A 21,979-nucleotide genomic window follows, 5' to 3' on the forward strand; every position below is an offset into this window, starting at 1 on the left:
TCGCCTTAGACATGAAAACACCCATCCTTTGCGCCCTTCCGGTCGCGTTGGTCGCTCCTCTGACCGCGGATGTCATGATCAGTGAGATCATGTACCATCCTGCGGACGAAGGAACCTCCGGCGAATTCATCGAGATTCACAACAACGGTGCCGAGCCGGTGGATGTGAGCAGTTGGTCCATCACCCGCGGAGTGGAATTCACCATTCCTGCGGAAACCGTTGTGCCGGCTGGAGGGCACTTGGTGATCGCGGCGGACTTGGCTGCTTTTGCGGCGAAGTATCCGACGGTGACAGGAGCGGTGGGAGGATGGAGCGGAAGGCTCTCCAACAGCTCGAACCGGATTGAGCTCGTCGATGCCGACGGCGTGAAGGTGGACGAGGTGGAGTACAGCGACGACGGCGACTGGGCGGTGCGCGCGAAGGATACGGTCGCGGATTTCGGACATTTCGGCTGGCATTGGAACAATCCGGCCGATGGTGGCGGGCGCTCGCTGGAGTTGGTGGAGGCTGGTTTTGACAACTCAAGCGGCCAGAACTGGGCCGCCAGTGGTGTCGCAGGCGGCACACCCGGTGCGGCCAATTCCGTGGCAGCTACGGATATCGCTCCGCTGATCCGCGAGGTGGGACATTTCCCCTTGGTGCCGAAGTCGTCCGAGCCGGTTCAGGTCACGGCGCGGATCAATGATGACCACGGGACGCTGGCGGGTGCGGCGGTGCATTGGCGGGTGGATGGTGGGCCTTCGTTCACAAACGCCGCGATGGCGGATGACGGGCAGCATGGGGACGGCTTGGCCAACGATGGCGTCTATGGCGCGACTTTGCCGCCGGAGGCACAGGGCACGATCATCGAGTTCTACGTCAGCGCCGCGGATAGCGGGTCGCACTCGCGGACATGGCCGGCGCCGTCGCTGGATCAAGCGGGGCAGCCGGAGCAGGCGACGAACTGCCTCTATCAGGTGGATGATACCGTTTATTCCGGGTCGATGCCGATCTATCGGATGATCCTGCGCGCGGTGGACCGGCAGGAGCTGACGCGGATCAATACCAATGCGCCGCCGATCGCGGGGCTGGATCAAACGCAGAGCGAGGTGGAGATGAATGCCACCGCGATCATGAGCGGTGGGACCGGGACCGAATTGCGCTATCAGTGCGGGCTGCGCAATCGCGGGAATGGCAGCCGTTCCGCGCAGCCGCAGAGCTACCGCATCAATTTCCTGAATGAGCAGCCGTGGGATGATGTGACGGGACTCAATCTCAATACCCAGAACACGCCGTATCAACTGATCGGCAGCGCGATCTTCCGCCGTGCGGGCGCGCCGATGGCAGCGTCCCGGGCGGTGCAGGTGAGGGTGAATGCGGTGAATCCGACGAGTGCCGGTGCGCCTTCCTATGGCTTTTATGTGGCGAATGAAGTGGTCGGATCGGAGTTTGCCGACCTGCACTTCCCGCTCGATTCCTCAGGGAATGCCTATCGCGTGTATGATCCTGACCGCACAGCGACCGAGCCGGGTGGAGATCTGCGCGACCTGAGCAACAATCCCAATCCGGCGCTCGCCGATCCGACGCCTTACCGGGAGAATTATTTCAAGAAGACGAATAGCAGCGAGGACAATTGGTCCGATCTGATCGGCGTGACCCAGGCCTTGGCGAAGGGCCAGAGCCCGACGCTGGATGCGCCGGTCTATCAGCTGGACTACGTGAGCGCGGTGAACGCAAAGGTTGATGTGCGCGAGTGGATGGGCTTCTTCGCGATGCATACGCTCGCGGACAACACCGAGACGAATTTGTCGAACGGCTATGGCGACGACTACAACATCTATATCGGCGTGACGGATCCGCGGGCGCGGCTGATCCCCTATGACTTGGACAGCGTGTTCGGCCGCAGCTCAAGCAGCTCGGTGACGCGGGGTTTGTTCGAGATGTGCCGGATCGTATCGCTGACCGGGAGTCCGCCGGCACCGGTGAACCCCTTCATGAAGCATCCGGAGTTCGCGCCGGTCTATTACAGCGAGCTCAAGCGGATGATCGACGGGGCCTTCGCGCCGGCGAATTTCAATGCCACGGCGGCGGAGATGCTGGGTGGCTGGGTGGATCCTGCCGTGATCTCAAGCATGGAGACCTTCAACGCGCAGCGGACGGCCTGGGTGGCGACTCAGATTCCGCTAGGCTTGTCGGTTACAACGGCACCGGCGGTGCTGAGCGGCTATCCGCATACAACCACGGCGAGTGCCGCGCTGGGTGGCCGGGCTAATGCGATCACGACCCGCAGCGTGAAGGTGAATGGCCAGGCGGTCACATGGACCGGCTGGACGGCGACGTGGAGTGCTCCGGCGGTGGCCCTGAAGCCGGGGATCAACCGGGTGCTGATCCAGGCCTTCGATGCAACGGGCAAAGAGACGGAGCGGATGTCGGAAGATGTCTGGTATGACGACGGCAGCGTGCAGTCCGTGGCTGCGAACATCACGACGGATACGACCTGGACGGCGGCGGGCGGTCCGTGGCTGGTCTCCGCATCGATCTCCGTGGCGAGCGGGGCGACGCTGACCATCGAAGCTGGCACGACGGTGTATCTGGCGGGCGGAGCCACTCTTACCGTGGCATCGGGCGGACGGATCATGGCGCCGGGCAGTGAGGCCGCGCGGATCCGCTTCACGACGGCACCGGGGAGCGGGGCGACGTGGAGTGGGATTGTGATCAATGGTGCGGCGGGGACGCCGCGTTCGGTGATCTCGCATGCGAGCATCGCGGGAAATAGCACGCGGGCGATCGATGTGAATGCGGGTGATGTGATCTTCGATCACCTTGAATTCGCGAACACGACGCAGCAGTATATCTCGCTGGATGGCGCTTCCTTCGTGGTGAGCGATTGCGTGTTCCCGGAGGCGACCGCAGAGTTCGAGTTGGTGCACGGGACTCTCGGTGTGAAAGCTGGCGGGCGCGGGATCCTGCGCCATTGTTTCTTCGGTTCGCCGATGGGTTACAACGATACGGTTGACTTCACCGGGGGGCAGCGGCCCGGACCGATTCTGCAGGTATTGAACTGTGTCTTCGACGGGACCGACGATGACATGCTCGACCTGGATGGCACAGACACCTGGGTGGAAGGGAATATCTTCCTGCACTGCCACAAGAACGGTGCCCCGGACTCCTCTGCGGCGGTCTCTGGTGGCAGCAATGGTGCCGACACCTCCGAGGTGACGATTATCGGGAATATTTTCTACGACGTGGATCACGCGCTGACCGCGAAGCAGGGAAACTACTATACTTTCCGGAATAACACGGTGGTGCACCAGACGATCAGTGGTGGTCTGGACATCGAAGGTGGGGTGCTGAACCTGCAGGATGCAATTCCAGCGCCACCCACGACCTACGCGGCGGGCCTGATCGCGGAGGACAATGTGCTGGTCGATTGCCAGCAGTTGCTGCGCAACTACGACAGCGCTTCCACGGCGGTGAGCATTTCAGGCAACCTGATGAAGCTCCCCTGGACGGGAACGGGCAGCGGCAACGCCGATTTGGACCCCTTGCTGGTGCATGTGCCGGAACTGGCCGAGACGGACTTCAATTCCTGGGAAGGCGCGCAGGTGATGAAGCAATGGCTGGCGCTCAAGCCGAACTCGCCGGCCCGCGGCACGGCTGGGAATGGCCGCGACAAAGGCGGGGTAATTCCGCTGGGCGTTTGTCTGCACGCGGATGTGGGGGCCGTCACGGCGCTCGATTCGATCCAAGTAAACGTGGGGCCGCAGCCGCTGGTCGCTTCGTGGAGTTCTGGTTACACGCACTACCGCTGGCGCCTGGATGGCGGGGTCTGGAGTGCGATCACGCCGATCGGGCAGGTGATTTCTTTGAGCGGGCTTGGGGCGGGGGCGCACACGCTTGAGGTCTCTGGCAGGAACGATGCCTTGTATTTCCAAGACGATGCCGAGTTCGGTGGGGATGCGGTGATCGCCAGCTATGCGTGGACGATCGATCCGGGCTATGTGCCGCCTGCGGGAGATTCACCGGTGAAGATCCACGAGGTGCTGGCGCGCAATGTCGCGACGCTTGGCTTCTCGGGAACTTTCCCGGACATGATCGAGCTGCACAACTCTGGGAATGCGCCGGTGAATATTTCCGGATGGGGACTAAGCGATACGCCGGCTACGCCATACCGCTATTCATTCCCGACGGGCACGATCCTTGCGCCCGGTGCCTACTACGTGGTGTATGCATCTACGGCAGGCATAGTGCCAAGTCCACGCGCCAACTACGCGCTCTCGGAAGGTGGCGAGGTCCTCTCCTTGACGAAGGCGAACGGTGATCTGGCGGACCGAGTGAGCTTCGGCCAGCAATTGCCAGACTACTCGATCGGGCGGCGAGAAGGTGATGGTGGCTGGGACCTGTGCAAGCCGAGCTTTGGTGGACCGAATGTCGTTGCGGCGCAGGGCTCCTGGTCGGACATCCGGCTCAACGAGTGGTTGGCCAGCGCTGCGGTGTCCAGCGCGACGGACTTCATCGAACTGTACAATCGCGGTAGCTTGCCGCTGAATCTGGGTGGCGGTTTCTTAACCGACAATCCGGTGGAGTGGCCCGATCGTTCGCCGATTGCGCCGCTGACGTTTATCCCAGGTGGCGGCTATGCGCTCTTCAAGGCGGATGGCGATGGGGAGCAGGGGCCGGATCATGTTGCCTTCAAGCTCTCCGCTTCGCAGGGGGAAATTGGACTGTTCACGCCGCAGCTTGGGCGCGTGGATGAGGTGGTCTATGGGCCGCAGACGACGGACATCGCGCAAGGGCGCACGCCGGATGGGGCGGGCCAGGTGGCCTTCTTCACACAGCCGACGCCGGGCGGGCCGAATCCCGGCAGCACCGTGGTGAATGAGGTCCAGACGCAGACCCTGATCCCGGTGAATGCCACGTGGAAGTATCGTGCCACGAGCACGAGCTATGCGGGAACCTTCCAGCAGGTGGGCTTTGATGATTCGGCTTGGTCCAGTGGCGGGCAGCTTCTCTATATCGAGACCGCTGCGCTGCCCTCGGCTACCGGATTCGTGAAGACCACGACGCTTGCGGGGAATGCCAGCAATTCGAACCGGCCCTTTGCGACCAATTACTTCCGGCGTCACTTCACCTGGAATGGCCCGACGGATGATGTGATTCTGCGTGCGCGCATCATGCTGGACGACGGGGCGGTGATCTACCTGAACGGCCAGCCCGCGGCGCGGGTGCGAATGAACGAGGGCGACGTGATCTACACCACGACCTCGAATGCGACCGTGGATGACGCGATTGAAGAGAGTATCGATCTGCCCGCATCACTGCTGGTGCAGGGTGACAATGTGATCGCGGTGGAGGTTCACCAGGTGAATACCGGGAGCAGCGACGTGGTGTGGGGCATGAAGCTCGACGCGCTGGTGCAGGTGCCGACGACGGTGCCACCGCTGCGGATCAACGAGGTGCTGGTGCACAACCAATCGCTGCCGAATCCGGATAGCTCGCTGGCTGGATGGGTCGAGCTTGAGAATCCCTCCGCGGGGCAGATCGACATTTCGGGCATGAGCCTGAGCACGGACTTGGGCAATCCCCGGGCCTGGGTGATGCCTGCGGGCACCACCCTGGGGGCTGGCGGGCATCTGGTTCTCGGGTGCGATCCTTCGTTGCCGGCGTCGGCGGCGAATACCGGCTTCCATCTGAATCGCGCAGGCGGTGCCATCTATCTCTTCCATGCGCCTTCGATTGGTGGTGGTCTGCGGGATTCGGTGACCTTCGGCAACCAACTGGCGGATCTCTCGATCGGCCGGGTGCCGGATGGCACAGGGCCCTTCGTGCTTGCGACTCCGACCCGGGGTGCGGCGAATGCGGCGGCGGTGATAGGTTCAGTTTCCGCCGTGAAGCTGAACGAGTGGCTGGCGGATCCTGCGAGCGGTCCTGATGGCTTTGAGCTCTATAATTCCGGTACGCAACCTGTGGCGATTGGCGGCAACTATTTGAGCGACCATCTTTCCGACAAGAGGCGTCAGCTCGTGCCGCCGCTCAGCTTCATAGGCACCGGCTCCGACCGCTGGCTGTCCTTCATCGCGGATGGTAGCGCCGCAACCCCCGGGCGGGTGAATTTCGCCTTGGACAATGATGGGGGGGCGCTGGGTCTCTTCAGTGCTGGCGGGGTGCAACTGGATGCGGTGGCATTCGGAAGCCAGGCGGACGGGAAGAGCCAAGGACGCTTCCCGGATGGTTCGGGGACCTTCTTCGTGATGACGCCCACCCTGGGAACCGCCAACGTGCAAGGTAGCACCGATAGCGACGGCGACGGCATGCCGGACGATTGGGAGATTGCCCACGGCTTTAACCCGAGCTCTGCCGCTGATGGAGCGCTTGATGCCGACCACGACGGCATCTCCAACGCGAACGAGTATCTGGCGGGGACCGACCCGCACAATGCCGCCAGCCGTTTCGATGGCAAGGTGAGCCTCGAAGGCGGTGCCGTAGTGATCCACTTCACCGCGCAGGCGGGGCGGACCTACACCGTGCAGTATTCAGAGGCGCTTGGTGCCGGTGCTTGGCAGAAGCTGACCGATCTTCCGGCACAGGGTGCAACGGGAGAGACCTCGGTGAACGACCCGGGTGCTTCGGGCAAGCCGCATCGTTTCTATCGTATCGTCACTCCTGCTGTCTCCGGGCCATGAGAGCTTTATTCCTTCTGACGGCTCTTCCGGGAGTGGCAGCTGCGGCGATCACGGTGAACGGGGTCGCCGACAAGAGCTACTATAACGATAGTGCCAGCCTCACGATCGTGGCCGAGGCGGGCTACGATTTTGTGGCGACGCTCGATGGCGCGCCGGTGCCGGCTGGGAGTCCAGTGGCGGTCGGTACCGCGGGATTCCACTTGCTTGCGGTGAGCAAGACCCCGACAGGGGGCGGTGCGGCGGAGACCCGCGAGCTACGCTTCGTTATCCGGGCTTCAGAGCGTGGCAGTTCCGAGAGCGGTCTGCCCGCGTGGACGCCGCATCCTGTCGTGGCAGATGCGAGCAGTGCCTTTGCGGCCGGTAGCTTGAATCTTATCGCACCGTCCGCTTGGCCGATGGGCTTGGAGCTGCCGGTGGTGGCGAAGCTGTCTAACAGTGGCAACGGCGAGGGCCTGCGCTTGAACGGCCGGGTGACGCTGGATGGTTTCTCCGGGCGTGGCTTCTGGTTGCGGCGTGGCTGGGGATCACGCCTGATGCCGGGACTCACGGCGGCTGGTCCGCTGGATCTTGCGGGCAAGGTGCAGGGAATCGCCGCAAGCCGCCCAGTGAATGTGGAGGCGGCCACGACTTGGACCGATGTTTCGGGGACGATTGGTGAGACCGCTTGGCCGGCGAACTCAAGGATTCACGTGACCGGTACGCTAACGATCAATGCTGGCAACACGTTGGCGATCGGGCCGGGAAGTATCGTGAAGCTGGATCCGGGAGTGGAGGTGGTCGCTAATGGCATGCTCGATATCAACGGGACACTGGCCGAACCGGTGGTTTTCACGCCGAGGAGTGCCGCTGAGCCCTGGGGCGGAATCGAGCTGAACCTCGCCAGCTCGCGGGTCTTGGCGGCCGGGACAATTTTCACGGGCGCAGGTGCGGACACCACCTGGTTCAGTAGCCATTCAGGATACTCTTCGCATCGCAAGGAGCAGGCGCTGTTTCTCGTCGGGGCATCGGGAGCGGAATTGCATACCGAGGACGTGTGGATGATCGATCTCAAGGGTCAGGCCATGAACAGCCGTGCCGGAGCCGTGATCGACCTGCAGCGGACGCTGGTGCAGCGCTGCGCCAGTGGCGGCGAACTGAATGGCAGCTCGGTCACGGTGGACCGCTCGGCGGTGGTGGAGATTCCTTCCGACGATGCGACTTTCGTCGATGGTGACAACGACGGCCTCTATTTCACCAATGGCACGCAGACGGTAAGCCGCAGCGTGATTGGCTGGACCAAGGACGACGGGATCGACTCCGGCGCTGACGGCGGAGCAGGAACGGTGACTACTCTCCAAGGGAACTGGTATGAGTCGGTCTATCACGAGGGCCACTCGCTCTCCGGACAACGCTCGGTTTCGTTCTCCGGCTGTGTCTTCACGGATTGCGGGCAAGGGGTGGAGTGCGGTTACGGCGCCAGTGGTGGCGGTCCACAGGCGGTGGTGGGGAATTGTGCCTTCATCGGCAATCTCAACGGTGCACGCTATGGCGACAATTACGACTGGACCTACAATGGCACGCTGGAGCTGAAGGAATCGATCCTGGCGCACAATGCTTACCACGATGTGTGGGGCTATGACTGGACGAGCTGGAACTACAACGGAGCGCCAGTCTTTTCGGTTCATGACAATCTGCTGAGCACGACGGATCCCGTGCATCATCCGGATAACGAGGTTTTTGATCCGGCGACGCAGGCGGCGGAGCTTGAGGCATTCATGCCGCTTCCCGGGTCGGAGGTCGGGATTGCAGTCCTAGGGTCAGCGGCACCGATGGAGCCCGCCGCGTATCCGGGGAGCTTTTCAGTCCGGCTGAGCAGCTTCAGTTCGCGGGTGGTTTCAGCCTCGTGGCATCTGGCGGGAGCGACGGATCCTTTCGGGCCTCTCCAGCCCTTGGCGAGTGGCAGCGTGAGCTTCCAGCCCGGCGAGACGATCAAGGCGATTGCGGCACCATTGGCGAATCCGGGCAACTACGCGACGCTGGTGCTACAGCTCGATACGCCGGTGGCTGCGGGGGTCACGGGGCCTGCGGCGTGGTTTATCCGCGGCACGCCTTCCGCGGATCCGGTGGTGATTGCGAAGGGCAGTGGCGGCTGGCGCTACCGTGAGGCTCGCAGTGATCCGCCTTCGGGCTGGAAGGGTGCAGTCTTTGATGACTCAAGCCCGGCGGCGACGGAATGGAAGGCGGCAACTTTGCCGGCGGGATTTGGCAGCGTGGGCGGGGTGAGCTTCGCCACGACGGTGGCGGCCGGTTCTTCGAGTGATCGGACGCGGACCTTCTATTTCCGGAAGAGCTTCGGGATTGAAGATCCTTCGAAGTTGCTGGGATTGACCCTCAAGATCCGGCGCGATGACGGCGTGCTCGCGTGGCTGAACGATGGGGCGCTGCCGGTGGCGAATAGCACGGACGGAGCGTTGCTGCCGGTGCCGGCGACCTATACGGCGCTCTCGGCGAATGCGACGAACGTCACGGACTACCACAGCTTTGCCATTCCCTTGGCTTCGCTGGTGGCGGGGACGAATGTGCTGGCGATCGAGCTGCACCAGAGCTCGATCACGTCGAGTGACGCCCTGTTAGACGTGGAGCTGGTGGCGAGCTATCGAAAGCCGCTGGAACTCCGGCAAGTGGAGTCGGGAGGCAGGCATTTTCTCCATTGGGAGGCTTTGGATGCAGGTTTGGAGAGGAGCTTCGATCTCTCCGGGTGGGAGAGCCTCTATGAGCTACCCGGGATGCTGGAAGTGCCGCCCCCGCCGGATGGGAGCGTTTACTATCGCTTGAGGCGGGAGTAGCGCAGAGCCGGCTATTTTAACGCGGCTCTTCCAAGGGAAGGACCTTCACCGGCGTGCGTGGGTCCTTCTCGTCGGAGGCGTAGATGATGAACTGCTGGAGCTTGTCAGCCTTCGGAGTGACCTTGGTGGCCAGGCAGGGGCGGAGGTTTCCTTGGGCATCGGAGTAGAGGATGCTGAGCTCTTGCTCCTCCGTGCCTGCCGGGATGCTGGACAAGAGCTTGGTGCGGGGCTCGAGCTTCAGGCGTTGCTTGCCCCAGACCAGGCCCATCGGCTTGGCGGTGAGATTGACGAAGCGGCAGTCGCCTTGGCGGTCGGTAGCACCATCGCCGATGGTCATCACGCCGGCCTTGCTCCAATCCGGACCGCCACGCCAGATAAGCGCAAGGCTTGCCTCGGAAGTAGAAAGGGGAATCTTGAGCCAAGTGGAGCTGCCATTGCGGACTTCGATGACCTTGGTTTCAGGCAGCGGAAATGTCAGCGGGGTGGAGGCAGAGCCGAGACGGAGGCGGAGCTTGAGCGGTTCCTTGCCTTCCATGGTGGCGGCGAGCTGCAGGTCGCGCGGCGGCACGCTGCCTTCGGGGGCAGGCAGTTCGTAACGCACGCCGTTGCGCACCTCTTGCAGGAAGGGTGGCGGGTCGCCGAGCGGCAGGACCCGCAAGGTATGGCGTGGGGCCGTCTGCTCCTGGGCGCAGAGCAAGGAAGAGGATAAGGAGAGCAGCAGAAGAATCGCGCGCGACTTCATGGCGGGCGTGTAAAACGAGCGGGCTTGATGTTCACCCCGGCACTTGTGACGATGCTGTCTCTTTTCTCCGGTGCCCATGGGTGGCGGGGCGCGTGAAATTATGAAAATTCATTCATCCATCATGCATCCGAACACGCACAAGACGGGAAGAGCGGCAATCCAGGCTCTGGGCTGCTTGCTCGCCATCGCTTCGTCGGGAATGGCCCAGGAGGCCGCTCCGGCGGTTGGGCCGACCGAGACCGGCTATCTCCTTCCAAACGGCTGGCACCTCACGCCGGTGGGCCGGCATTTCGTTACGACTGACTTGCCGCTGAACATCATTCCTTTCGGTGATTCCAAGAAGGTGCTGGTCGCGACCAGCGGCTACAACAAGCACAACCTCTACCTCGTGGATATCGGTGGAGAGGATCCGAAAGAGCTGGCAACGGCCACCTGCCGTGAGAGCTGGTATGGGCTGGCCGCGGACGAGAGCGAGGGGAAGGTCTGGTGGTCCGGCGGTGGCTACGGAAAGCTCCACAGCTTCGACCTGAAGGACAACAGCTTCATCCGCACCAGCCCCACCGAGCCGCCGCCAGCTCGCGCGGGAGCGGAAGCCAAACCCGGCCCGGGCGAGGTGGCGGATGCCAAGGCATTCCGATCCGGCGTGGCGCGCGATGAGGAGCGGGGCTTGTTGTATTCGCTGGACGTTAACTTGGGCAAGCTTGAGGCGATCAGCTTGAAGGACGGCAGCAGCACGAAGTCGCTGGAGCTGGGCGGGAGGCCCTATGACATCGTGGTGGGACCGAAGCAGCTCTTCGTAAGCGACTGGGCGGGCCGGCAGGTGCTGCTTGTCGATCCGGTGGAGTTCCGGGTAGTGGGCAAGATCCCGGTGGGAGAGCACCCGAACCAGATGGTGCTGCATGAGGACGGCCGCCTTTTCGTTGCCTGCGCTTCCAGCAACACGGTGAGTGTGATCAACACCAAGCGCGGTCAGGTGGAGGAGACGATCTTCACGGCACTGTTTCCGAAGGCTCCGGAGGGCAGCACGCCGGAGGCGCTGGCCCTGGATCCGGATGGGGAGACCCTGTATGTCGCGAACTCCGACAACAACTGCATCGCGGTGATCGATGTGGAAGAGCGGCGCCAATGCGGCGTGAAGGGCTTCATCCCGACCGGTTGGTATCCCACCGCGGTGTCGGTGACGCCGGACGGTAAGAATCTGCTGATCGGCGTGGGCAAGGGCCTGCGCTCGCATCCGAATCCGATCGAGAAGAAGGACGACGACTCCGCGGAGGCCGCGAAGGAAGAAGGCCAGCCCAAGGACAGGCCGCGGGCGAAGCGGGACTTTCCCTACATCGGCACGCTGATGAGCGGAGCGCTGACCGTGCTGCCGGTGCCGGACGAGGAGAAACTGAAGGAATACACGGCTGCGGTGTACCGCAATTGCCCGTATTCGGACGAGCTGCTGACGGCCGCGCCGCATCCGGTGAAAACGGCGATCCCTCAGCGGGTGGGCGATCCGAGCCCGATCAAGCACGTGATCTACATCATCAAGGAGAACCGCACCTACGATCAGGTGTTCGGGGATCTGGCCGCGGGCCCGAATCCGAAGGGCAATGGCGATCCCGCCTTGTGCATGTTCCCGCGCAAGGTCACCCCGAACCATCACAAGCTGGCAGAGGAATTCGTGCTACTGGACAACCTCTTCTGCAATGGCCAGGTGAGCCGCGATGGGCATCCCTGGAGCACGATGGCTTACAACACGGATTACATTGCCCGTGACTGGCACCTGACCTACTCGCGCCGCGAAGGGGTAGAGGACGATGACGAGGGCGAGCTGCAAAACGCGCCATCGGGCTACATCTGGGACGCGTGTGCTCGTTCGGGCGTGAGCTACCGCTGCTATGGTGAGTATGGAAAGCGGGTCAGCGACGGGAATGGCGCGGTCAAGATGGAGGCACGGGTGCCGGGTCTGGTGGGTCACATGTCTCCCGACTACGGCCTTGCCAAGCCGGGCGTGAGAAAGTGCCGGGACACGGAGAGGGTTGAGGTCTTCAACGCGGAGTACAACAAGTTCGTGAAGGAGGGGACGATGCCGCAATTCACGATCCTCAGTCTCGGCGAGGACCATACCGAGGGTACCAAGGTCGGCGGCTTCAGCCCGGAGGCCTGCGTAGGGGCAAATGACCTGGCGCTGGGGCAGCTCGTTGAGCACGTCTCGCACGGCCCGCTGTGGAAGGAGACGGCGATCTTCGTGATCGAGGACGACGCCCAGAACGGACCGGATCACGTGGACGCGCAGCGTACGGTGGGGCTGGTGATCTCGCCCTACACGAAGCGAAAGGCGGTGGACAGCACCATGTATTCGACGGTCAGCCTGATCCGCACGATGGAGCTGATCCTGGGGCTGGAGCCGCTGAGCCAATATGATGCGGCGGCTCGGCCGATGTACAACAGCTTCACCGAACAAGCGGACCTGGGAGCCTACACGCACGAGCCCGCGCAGGTGGATCTGGAGGAGAAGAATACGGAGCTCTCCTACGGTGCAGAGCGGTCCAACAAGATGGACTTCAGCGAGTACGACCGGGTCGATGACTTCGAGCTGAACGAGATCCTCTGGCATGCCGTGATGGGCAAGGATGCCCCGGCTCCACCAGCGGTGCGGCGCGCGATCGCCTTCCGCTCGCTGGCGGTGCAGAAGTAACGATTAAGGGAGTTGCGGCGGGACTGCAAAGCGCAGCCCCGCCGCAACCGAGCCGCCATGGCTTAGGGAGTGACCACGAGGCGCAGGTAGACTGCGGCGGGGATGGGTCCGGAGCTGATGGTGAGGACTGCTTCGATCGTTTCCGGATCTTCCTCAAGTGGGGACACGGGTTGCAGGGTGATTGTGGCGGCTTGCTCGCCGTTGCTTTCGCCGCTGCGGTGCCATTGGGCCAGGTCGGTGGACCATTCGACGGCAGCGGTGACATCGGTAGCGGACTTCGCGTGGGGGAAGCGGGCGGAGAAGGTATTGCCTGCGACCGCGGTGGCGCGGAGCGAGCCGCGGCTGTCCGCGGCGGCGGCGTGGCTGCCGTAGTAGTATTCGAGCAAGTTTGAGACGCCGTCGCCATCGTCGTCGGCATCCGCGGGGCGGGAGCCATTGGCGTGGAGAAAGGCTTGGAAGGGCCGGTCGGCGATGGTTGCGGTGGCAGCGGAGGAGGCACCGACGGTGTAGGCGGAATTCGGCAGAAGCGTCAGCTTGAGTTCCTCAGTCCCTTCGGCCAAGTTATCGGGCTGGATCTCGGTGGTGATGGTGACGGAGGTCTGTCCGGCAGGGATCACGATGCTGCCGGGCAGGGTGGTGTAGTCCACGCCTGGGCTGGCACTGCCGGAAGTCGCGAAGGAGACGCTCAGCGGCTGTGAGCCGGCCTCGCCACGGCTGAAGGTGAAGGCCACGCTACGGTCTTCACCATACTCACCCCCGCTGGCATCGCTGGCGGCGACGGAGACCGTCACGGGTGGTTGCGAAGGTTGCAGGGAGGAGAGGTTGAAGGGCACGGCGAGGAAGCGGACATCCGAGGCTTGGAAGGCGCCGCTCAGTTGGGGCAGGTCCTGGCTGAAGATGCGGAAGGCGTTTCCGGAGCTGGAGTAGGAGAGGATGTTCTCCGATGCGGCGCCGTTGCTGCCGGAATCGCCGGTGAGGAAGAGCGCCGCGCTGGCGGAGCGGACATCCGTACCGTCGCCGAAGGTGATCTCGAAATAGTCGGTAGTTTTGGTGACCGTTGCGCCCATGGTGGCGAGGCGGCTGTTGAGCGGGACCAAGGTGCCGTTCGCCTTGATCATGCCGCTGAGGACACCCGGTGTGCCGGCAGGGATGTAGAGGAAGCTGAAGCTGCCGTTCTGGGAGTCGCCGGAGTTGTCGCGTACGTCCACCAGCCACTGGCCGCCAGAGCTGCGGACGGAGAGCACGTTGTCGGCATCGGTGCCGCCATTGCCGTTCGGGAACGCGAGCAGGTTGCCGGTGGTGGCGATGCCGGAAATCGCGTAGAGGCCATCGCCGGTGCGGCGCACGCTGCTGCCAGCGGGCAAATTGCCACCGAGGATGGTGCCTTCCGCCGAGATGCTGGCACCGGTCCAGCCGGCGGCGTAGGGGAAGCGCGCCACGGCAGTGCCGGCGAACTCTTCCGCGGTGGCCGGATTGGCGTCGGCGGCATTCGGGTTCGAGTTGTCGATCACGTTGACCGCGGTGTTGCCGGAGCCATCGGCATAGGGAGCGACGATGTTGTCGATGGAATCGGTGCCGGAGTTGCCCGCGTTTTCCCAGTTGCTGGCGGCGGTCACCCCGGAGAGGAAGGGCACCGTGGCTCCATTCACGCGGATCACGATATCGCCCTCATTCGAGCCGGGTGAGGTGAAGGCAAGCGGTGCAGAAGACCCCGCGGTGAGAGCCCAACCGCTATTGAAGCGTCCACTGGAGACGGTAGAGACGTTTGGCACGACAGGCTCCGCCACCACCTGGATGGCGAGTGGAGCGGAGGCGCCCACGTTGCCTTCATCGTCGGTGGCCTTCGCCAACAACGTGTGGCTGCCGGCGGGGGCATTCTGCCAAGTGAAGCTGTAGGGCGGGGTGCTGGCTTCGCCGAGTTTGGTGGTGCCCTTGTAGAACTCGACCTTCGCCACCGACCCGTCGAGATCGCTGGCGCTCGCTTGGAGTGTGATGTTCGAGTCGGCGGCGTGGACGCTGCCATTCCCCGGAGAGCTGAAATCCACCAGCGGGGCGAAGGGCACGCCTGCGGTGATGAAGGAGCGAATGGGTGTTGTGGCGGTGGAGATGCCATCGGAGACGGTAGCATACCATTCGTAGCGGGTGCCGGGCTCCAGGTTTGGCCAAGTGAGAGAGGCGGTGCCCGGTGCGGTGGTCACGCTACTGATCGGAGTGAAGGGGCCCATGCCGTCTTTCAGGTTCACATCGAGCGTGAACTGGCTGTCGGCATCGTTCTCGAAGACATCGAGCACCGGCGAGTAAGTGCTGACCTCCACGCGGTTGAGCGAAGGGCGGAACTTCATGATCCGCAGCCAGGCATCACCACCATTCGAGCGGCCTTGGTAGTCAGCGAGCAGGGAGTGGATGGTGCGGCCTTCGAAGGTGTCGCTGCGGCGGCCCTCGCCGGCGACGTGGCCGCCGTGCATCAGGATGAGGTTCGGGTTGTCCTTGAGGGCTTCGTAGATGGCGGAGCCCAGCGTGCTGAAGCTCGCGGGGTTGCCGGTGTTCACCATGTGGTGGGTGATGACGATGCCACGGCGCGAAGGATAGGCCTTCAGCAGGGCATCGGCCCAATCGAGGTCCGCAGCGTCCGGAGTGGTATCGAACTCAAGGCTGATGACGATAAAGTCGATGCCGCCGGCAGTGAAGAGCGTGTAGTTGTTGTCGGCACTGTCAGGCACCGAGGTGCCGCCGTAGTAGGCCTTGTCGCGGAAGTGGTTGAGGCCGGTCTGCGGGTGGACGCCGAAGTAGGTATTGAAGTTCGTGCTGGTGCCATCCGCATCGCCGATCGGGGTTTGGTCGTGGTTGCCCACGGCCATGATGTAGGGCACGCCGTTCGACAGCCCGGTGGTGTTGGGATTCTCCAAGCGGTACATGGCATTGGAGGCATTGGTCCATTGTTCGAGCGCGGTGGCGGGATTGTCACCGTTTTGGGAGATGTCACCGAGGTGAAGCACGAAGCCGATATTCCGCGCATCCTTTTCCGCGACGATCCAATCGGTCTGGGCGGAGAAGAGCGCGGCACGCTGGCCGCCAACATTCTCCGAATAGAACTGGGTGTCAGGCAGTGCGACCACGCTGAAGGAATCCGTGGGATCGACGGCGGCGACGCGGCGGCCATAGAAGCGCACCGTGAGAGGGCCACCGCCCTGATCGCTGACGGTGGTGGAAAGCGGCGCGTTCACGGGCACCTTGATCGCCTCAGCCGCGGGAGTGGTGGCAGAGATGGCGGGCGAATGGCCGACAGTGGCAGTGGAGAAGAAGGCGAAGCTGAAGGCATCTTCACCGGCGTTCGCCATGTTTTGGAGCCCGGGCACCTGTGGATCGACACCGCTGAGGTCGCGGCTCTCGATGATCCAGCGCTGGTTGGCGGCGTCCCAACCCGCGGCGACGATGTTGTCGACGTTGTTGTTTGCTCCGCCTTCGGGGCTTACGATGAGGGTGCCGGTATTCTGATTGTGGCCGGGGATGCTGAGATACCAGCGACCGGTGGTGCCCTTGGCGACGGTGAAAGTTCCGCCAGCCACATCGGTCGAAGCATCACCGTTCACTCGGCCGAGGGCGACCAGACGGCCAGTTCCTGCGGCGCTTGCGGGCAGATAGGAGAAGCCGACGCCATCGTTCTCGTAGGAGCCGCCATTTGCAGCATTGTCGTGGCAGAAGAGGTCGAAGCTGCCGTCGGCATTCGCGCGGGACAGCGCGTAGTTGTCTTCGTTCTTCGCGCCGGTGACGAGCAGCACGCCGTGCTGGGAGGCCTGGGCCTCCAGCTTCGAGAGATCGAGGTGGTACTGGCCGGAGCTTGTTGTCGGGTCTTCAAACTGGATGCCGGGCGTGCCGGTGAAACGGGTGAGCGGGCCATTGTTCAACTCGTTGGAGATGAAGCCACCGGGATAGACGTCGTAGGGCAGGTAGGCGTAGGAGACATCGTAGTTCGCCTCGAGGTTGTCGCCCACCTGGGCCCAGTGAATGGCGAGCCAGTACTTATTGGTGGTCTCGTTGATGCCGAAGCTACTGGTAGCGAAGAAGTCACCGGTGGCAGGACCACCCGTGGCGTTATCATTGCGGGTCAGTTGCGCGATCGAACTGATGACCACGCCGCTGGCGGTGTCGCTGCTCTGGCCGAAGTCCAGATTGTAGTCACCTCGATTGGAGGAGGGGAGGAAGGCCCCGCCGGGAGTGCTGCCGGGGCCCATGGTGATGGAGATGCCCGGCGTGGCGGCATCGGCGTTGTTATTGTTGTTCGCGAGCTGGGTCACGCGGAGCGTTCCGACCTCCACAGCGGCTTGCGAGGCGAGTGGAAGCAGAACGGCGAAAGGCAGGATTGGAGAGAGCTTCATGCAAATCCCGCAGCAAGGACATCGCATGCGTGTTTTGGGAACCCGTGCTCCGTGAAGAAATTGTTAGGTTAAGATTTGGTCACCGAAGGGCCCGCAGATTGGTCTGTTAGATGGCTTTTATGGCGATCGCGACACCTAACCGAAGGCTACCCATCAAATTGCTGGCCGGGTTGTCACTCTTAAGCACTCGTTGAGCTAGGGGGTGGTGATGATGGTCTGCGCCCGCATGAAAAATTCCAATGCACAAGCGCTAGCCACGCTCGTAGCTTGCTCCCTGGGCAGTACTGCCTTCGGAGTCGAGCACGGGACCTTGAAGATCGTCCAGAAGAATACTGGTAACACTGACACCTCGATCACGATCTCCCAGTACTTGGGAAGTACCAGCGCCGTAGGAGCCATCCCCGGTGACCCGAGCGGTTTCACCTTCGTTCAAGCCGGTAGCAGCAAGGGTGATTATAATATGCAGTTCACGGCCACCCGCGCAAATGACCGGGTGGCGGGTGTGATGCTCACCTCCGTCTCGGAGAATGGCCGCAACAACGGCGTCGCGCCGCATGCGGGCGGACCGGCCGGTATTAGCTACGGCACCAGCCACTCCGAGCCGAACGCCGCGGGTTTCTATATTCCGACCCATGCGACCCTGGGGAGCATCCAAGGCGCCGCCTCGGAACTCAACATCGACGTCTCGGCCGCGTGGTTCCCCCATGCAGAAGGTTGGTTGACCGGTCAGTTCAAGACGGCAGCCACCTTGTATTCTTCGCCCGCGATCCGTTTGGGCAAGGAGTTCGTGAACGTCGGGGATGGTACCTCGCTCGTGGACTTGAGAAACCTTCGCTCCCACGGCGTGCTTGCCACCGCCCAGAACGGCGTGCTTTTGGTCACGGGTGGTGACAATGCCGCCAACTTCGCGCTGTCCCACGCCAATCCGGACGGCACCTTCTCGGTTTCGCTCAAGAGCAATGCCGATCTGAACGGCACCGGCTACATCAATGCCGGCGTGGCTTTTGCCTATGTGCCGGTGACTGCGGCGGGAATGGGCCAGGTGAAGGCAGTGGGCAAGGTGCGTAGCGACGGCGGTACCGCTTTGGGCGGTGGCCCCTTCACGATCACCAAGATGGGCACTGGCCAGTGGCTGCTGAAGATCACCGGCGTGCTGAATGAAGACGGCACCCTGATTATCTCGCCGGATGGCGGCGTGGCACCCGCGGGCGCGAACCCGGTGCCGAACAACACCAACAACTTTGTCAGCTTCCAGTGGAGCGCGGCCGACGAGGGCTGGATCATCCAGAGCCGGAATATCACCGGTCTGCTGGAAGATGGCGCCACGAACGACGAAGCCATGTTCAACTTCGTGTTCCTGACACCAGGCGAAGAGCCGGTGTTCGCTTACGAAAACGCACCACTGCCGACCCTGGCCTTGACCAGCCCCATCAGCGGGATCTCCGCGAAAGTGGGCCAGAACCTGACGCTCAGCGCAGCGGCAACGGTGCCCGCGGGTGTAACGGTGAGCAAGGTGGACTTCTACGTCGGCGGCCAACTCGTCGGCTCCAAGACTGCCGCGCCGTATGACCTGCAATGGGCGGTCGATCAACCGGGCTACCGTCTGGTGGAAGCCTTCGCCTACACCGCGGATAACAAGGTGGCCGGTGCGAACCGGGTGGGAATCTTCGCCGAGGCCTCGGTCGCGGCACCGACAATCCCCGGATACTCGATGGCGATCCTTGATGGGGGTGACCTGGAAACCGACGTGACGGAACTCGATCCGGATCACGTGCCGACCGAGACCACGCCTTGGACCCTGCTCTTGAATACTCCCGGGCTGAAGGGCTTCACCGGCACGGGCGAAGTGCGCGGTGAACCTGCGGTGAAGATCAACGGCGCGCCGCTGGCATTCAACTCCGGTATCCTCTTCGGCACCAACTATGCCGGCAACAACTACGCCGATGCGACGACCCGCGGCGCGATCGACAACAACGTGATCGGCTATAGCGCCAGCGGTAACTACGCACTGAAGGTGCGGGACAACAAGCAAGGCGGCGGCGATCCCGTGACGCGTCCGGAGTCCGGGCGCTTTGCGCTGGGTTACTTCCCCTTCGCGGATGGCTGGATGGGTGCCACCGTCGCGACCGATCTCTCGATCGTGGGCGGCAACTCTCACCTGCCCTCGGGCATTGCGATCTCCAAGACCGGCACCAGCGACTTCGTGATCGAAGGCTTGCCGATGAGCGGCAACCTGTTGGCGGTCAGCCAGGGCGAAAACTCTGACAACGTCGCCTCGATTGGCCGCAGCGGCAACCAGTGGCTGGTGCGCAGCGTGGACAACAACGGCAACGCCGAGGCGGACAGCATCAGCTTCCTCTACGTGCCGACCACGGCACCGCAGGTCTTCAGCGGTCTGGTGGTGGATGACGGCACCCTGACTCCGCTCAATGAGAATCTCGCGGCAGTCGGCGCAACCGTGGTGAAGGGCCCGAACGGCTACGAAATCCAGTTCGGCGACGGCAACGCGGTGAATCCGGCGAACACGGCGCTGTTTCTCTCCGCCGACTTCAACAACGGCGCAGGCGGCGACAATATCTACTCCTACTATGCGTCCGGTAACAAGTTTGTGGTGTTCTCCCACGACCTGCCCAACATCTCAGGTGGCTTCCAGAGCGGCGGTTTCCGCTTCCTGGCCGCGCCGATCGCGCCGATCGCGGGTGCTGGCACGGAGGTGTTCGTATCCTCGCAGGTGAGCATGGTGGAGGAAGGTGCTGCGAATCTCCTCTTCCGCTTCGCCCGTCTGGGTGGCGATTCGTCCCAGCCGCTGACGGTCAACTACAACATCGCTGGCTCGGCTACCGCTGGAGCGGACTATCAAGGCCTGACCGGCACGGTGAACTTCCCAGCCGGTGTGACCACGGTGGACGTACAGGTGCCGACCTTGGCGGACGAGGAATTCGAACTGGACGAGACGGTGGTGGTAACCCTCGCCGCAGGTAGTGGCTACAGTCCTGCCGGTGGTGCGGCCAGCGCGACAATCCGCAACGTGCTCTTCCAAGCAGCGGTGGCGAGCACCTCCTTCCAACAAGGGGCGAACGGCTACCTCAGCTACTTCGGCAAGCGGGTGGGCAGCGACGGCACCCACCAGATTGAATCCGGGGTCCAGCAGTATGCGCTCGACGGCCTCGACGTCGGAGAGACCAGCCCGGATATCAACGGCATCCTCCGCTTTGACAACCTCTTCGGCAGTGCCCCGGGCCAGATCCCGGTGGGTGCCACGATCGTGAAGGCGGAGCTGGTGATCACCACGGCGGTGGCGGACAACGCACAATCGCCCGGCCCCTGGGTGGTGGATCGTCTGCTCTTCCCGGTGGACTCCACCACGAACTACATCCAGATGACCCAAGGCTCGAACGCCGGGGTGCGTGGACTGAGCTCGCGCTCGCCGCTCGCTGGCTTCGGCAACAACGCGCAAGGCGATGTGCAGTCCGCTGACGTGACCCAGTATCTGCGGATCTGGGCGGCCGACGCGAATCCGAATACGGCGAACATGGGCTTCACCATCTACGACGCTAGCACGTCCGATGGCTGGAACTTCTGCACCTCCGGCAATGACGATGTGAACAAGCGTCCGAAGCTGGTGGTGTCCTACGTGATGCCCGGCAAGCAGACCAAGAGCTACAGCTACAACGTGGACAAGTCCGTCCGCCTGGTGGGCACGGAGCCGAGCTTCGACGGCTCGACGCTGGAGATGGCCTTCGTCGACCAAGCAACCGGAGCGACCCAGGAAGGGATCTTCCACTTCCCGGTGGAGTTCGGTGGTGCGGTTGGCGCAATCCCGGCGGAGGAACAAATCGTCCGCGCCGAACTGGTGATCAATTCGTCCTCCGCCTCCTTCGTGGGCGGCTCGCTGGATGCACGCTCGGCCGGACCGGTCGCGGTGCACCGGATGCTGACGGACTTCACGCCGACGAGTAACTTCGGCTTCAACGGCCCGGTGGTTGGCGCGGACATCGCGATCGCGGAGAAAACCCGCGTCGCCGGTCTCGGCAATGGAACGGCCGCGACCTTCGACGTGACCAGCGTGGTGCAAGCCTGGCGCGAGGGGAACCCGAACTACGGCATCAACGTGAAGCCGGAGACGACCGATGGCTGGCAGTTCTTCTGGCCCGGTAGCACCGGCCAGTATGCGGACAAGAAGCCGAAGCTGGTGATCTACACCGCGAAGGAAACGACGGGCAACGCCTTCGAGCAATGGGCAAGCACCAACGGTATCGGTGTGGACCCAGATTCGGATGCGGACCGCGATGGCATCCCGGCATTGGTTGAGTATGCCCTGGGTCTGAATCCGAACGCGTTCAACCAACTGCCCGGCCTGCAGATGACGGGTGGCAATGCGGTGCTGCGCTTCCTGAAGAGCAGCACGGATCCCCGCCTGAGCTATGTGATCAGGGGCAGCAATGATCTCCAGAGCTGGGCGGACGTGGTGCCGACGGTGAACGACGCGAACGAGATCTCGCTGACCGTGCCAGTGGTGGGTCAGCAGAAGCGCTTCTTCCGCCTCTTGGTGACCTATCGAAACAACTGACCCGGGTAGCGCGGTGCTACCGTGCGACCTGACCATGGCGGCCGCTTCCCGATGGGAGGCGGCCGCCTTTCCCCCCAAGTTTTCAAAAACCCTCCACTTCCTCCCGCCTAACAAGCGCTCC

Annotated in this window: 6 protein-coding genes; 4 read left to right on the plus strand and 2 right to left on the minus strand. The window is 63.1% G+C overall.

Translation table 11 applies throughout. The features are described from left to right. Positions 1 to 11: 11 nt before the first annotated feature. A complete protein-coding gene (locus BV071_RS19200) occupies positions 12 to 6,662 on the plus strand; it encodes a lamin tail domain-containing protein (protein WP_265594624.1) in 6,651 nt (2,216 codons plus the stop codon). After that, positions 6,659 to 9,487: a hypothetical protein gene (locus BV071_RS19205; RefSeq protein WP_265594625.1), complete on the plus strand. Its 2,829-nt coding sequence runs from the start codon at positions 6,659 to 6,661 to the stop codon at positions 9,485 to 9,487. Before BV071_RS19200 ends, BV071_RS19205 begins: the two co-directional genes overlap by 4 nt. Before the next feature lie 16 nt (positions 9,488 to 9,503). Here BV071_RS19205 and BV071_RS19210 read toward each other — a convergent pair whose 3' ends face one another. Beyond that, entirely contained in the window at positions 9,504 to 10,229 is a 726-nt protein-coding gene (locus tag BV071_RS19210) for a hypothetical protein (RefSeq protein ID WP_035610749.1), read from the minus strand. 121 nt (positions 10,230 to 10,350) lie between these two features. On the opposite strand from BV071_RS19210, the gene BV071_RS19215 reads away from it, so the two are divergent. Further along, on the plus strand, positions 10,351 to 12,912 hold the full coding sequence (locus tag BV071_RS19215; RefSeq protein ID WP_035610751.1) for an alkaline phosphatase family protein: 2,562 nt from the start codon (positions 10,351 to 10,353) through the stop codon (positions 12,910 to 12,912). Between the two features lie 62 nt (positions 12,913 to 12,974). Here the strand turns inward: BV071_RS19215 and BV071_RS19220 are convergent, their stop codons facing one another. Next, positions 12,975 to 17,288, minus strand: coding sequence for an Ig-like domain-containing protein (locus BV071_RS19220; protein WP_035610753.1), 4,314 nt, complete (start codon positions 17,286 to 17,288; stop codon positions 12,975 to 12,977). A gap of 226 nt (positions 17,289 to 17,514) precedes the next feature. Between BV071_RS19220 and BV071_RS19225 the strand changes: the two genes are divergently transcribed. Beyond that, positions 17,515 to 21,858, plus strand: coding sequence for an Ig-like domain-containing protein (locus tag BV071_RS19225; protein WP_265594626.1), 4,344 nt, complete (start codon positions 17,515 to 17,517; stop codon positions 21,856 to 21,858). The last annotated feature ends 121 nt before the right edge of the window (positions 21,859 to 21,979 follow it).

Source organism: Haloferula sp. BvORR071, from assembly GCF_000739615.1.
Lineage (GTDB): Bacteria > Verrucomicrobiota > Verrucomicrobiia > Verrucomicrobiales > Akkermansiaceae > Haloferula.

Excerpts from the sequence above, each read along its gene's own strand:
- BV071_RS19220 (WP_035610753.1), bottom strand. The coding sequence starts at position 17,288 with ATGAAGCTCTCTCCAATCCTGCCTTTCGCCGTTCTGCTTCCACTCGCC.
- BV071_RS19210 (WP_035610749.1), bottom strand. The coding sequence starts at position 10,229 with ATGAAGTCGCGCGCGATTCTTCTGCTGCTCTCCTTATCCTCTTCCTTG.
- BV071_RS19205 (WP_265594625.1), top strand. The coding sequence starts at position 6,659 with ATGAGAGCTTTATTCCTTCTGACGGCTCTTCCGGGAGTGGCAGCTGCG.
- BV071_RS19200 (WP_265594624.1), top strand. The coding sequence starts at position 12 with ATGAAAACACCCATCCTTTGCGCCCTTCCGGTCGCGTTGGTCGCTCCT.
- BV071_RS19225 (WP_265594626.1), top strand. The coding sequence starts at position 17,515 with ATGAAAAATTCCAATGCACAAGCGCTAGCCACGCTCGTAGCTTGCTCC.
- BV071_RS19215 (WP_035610751.1), top strand. The coding sequence starts at position 10,351 with ATGCATCCGAACACGCACAAGACGGGAAGAGCGGCAATCCAGGCTCTG.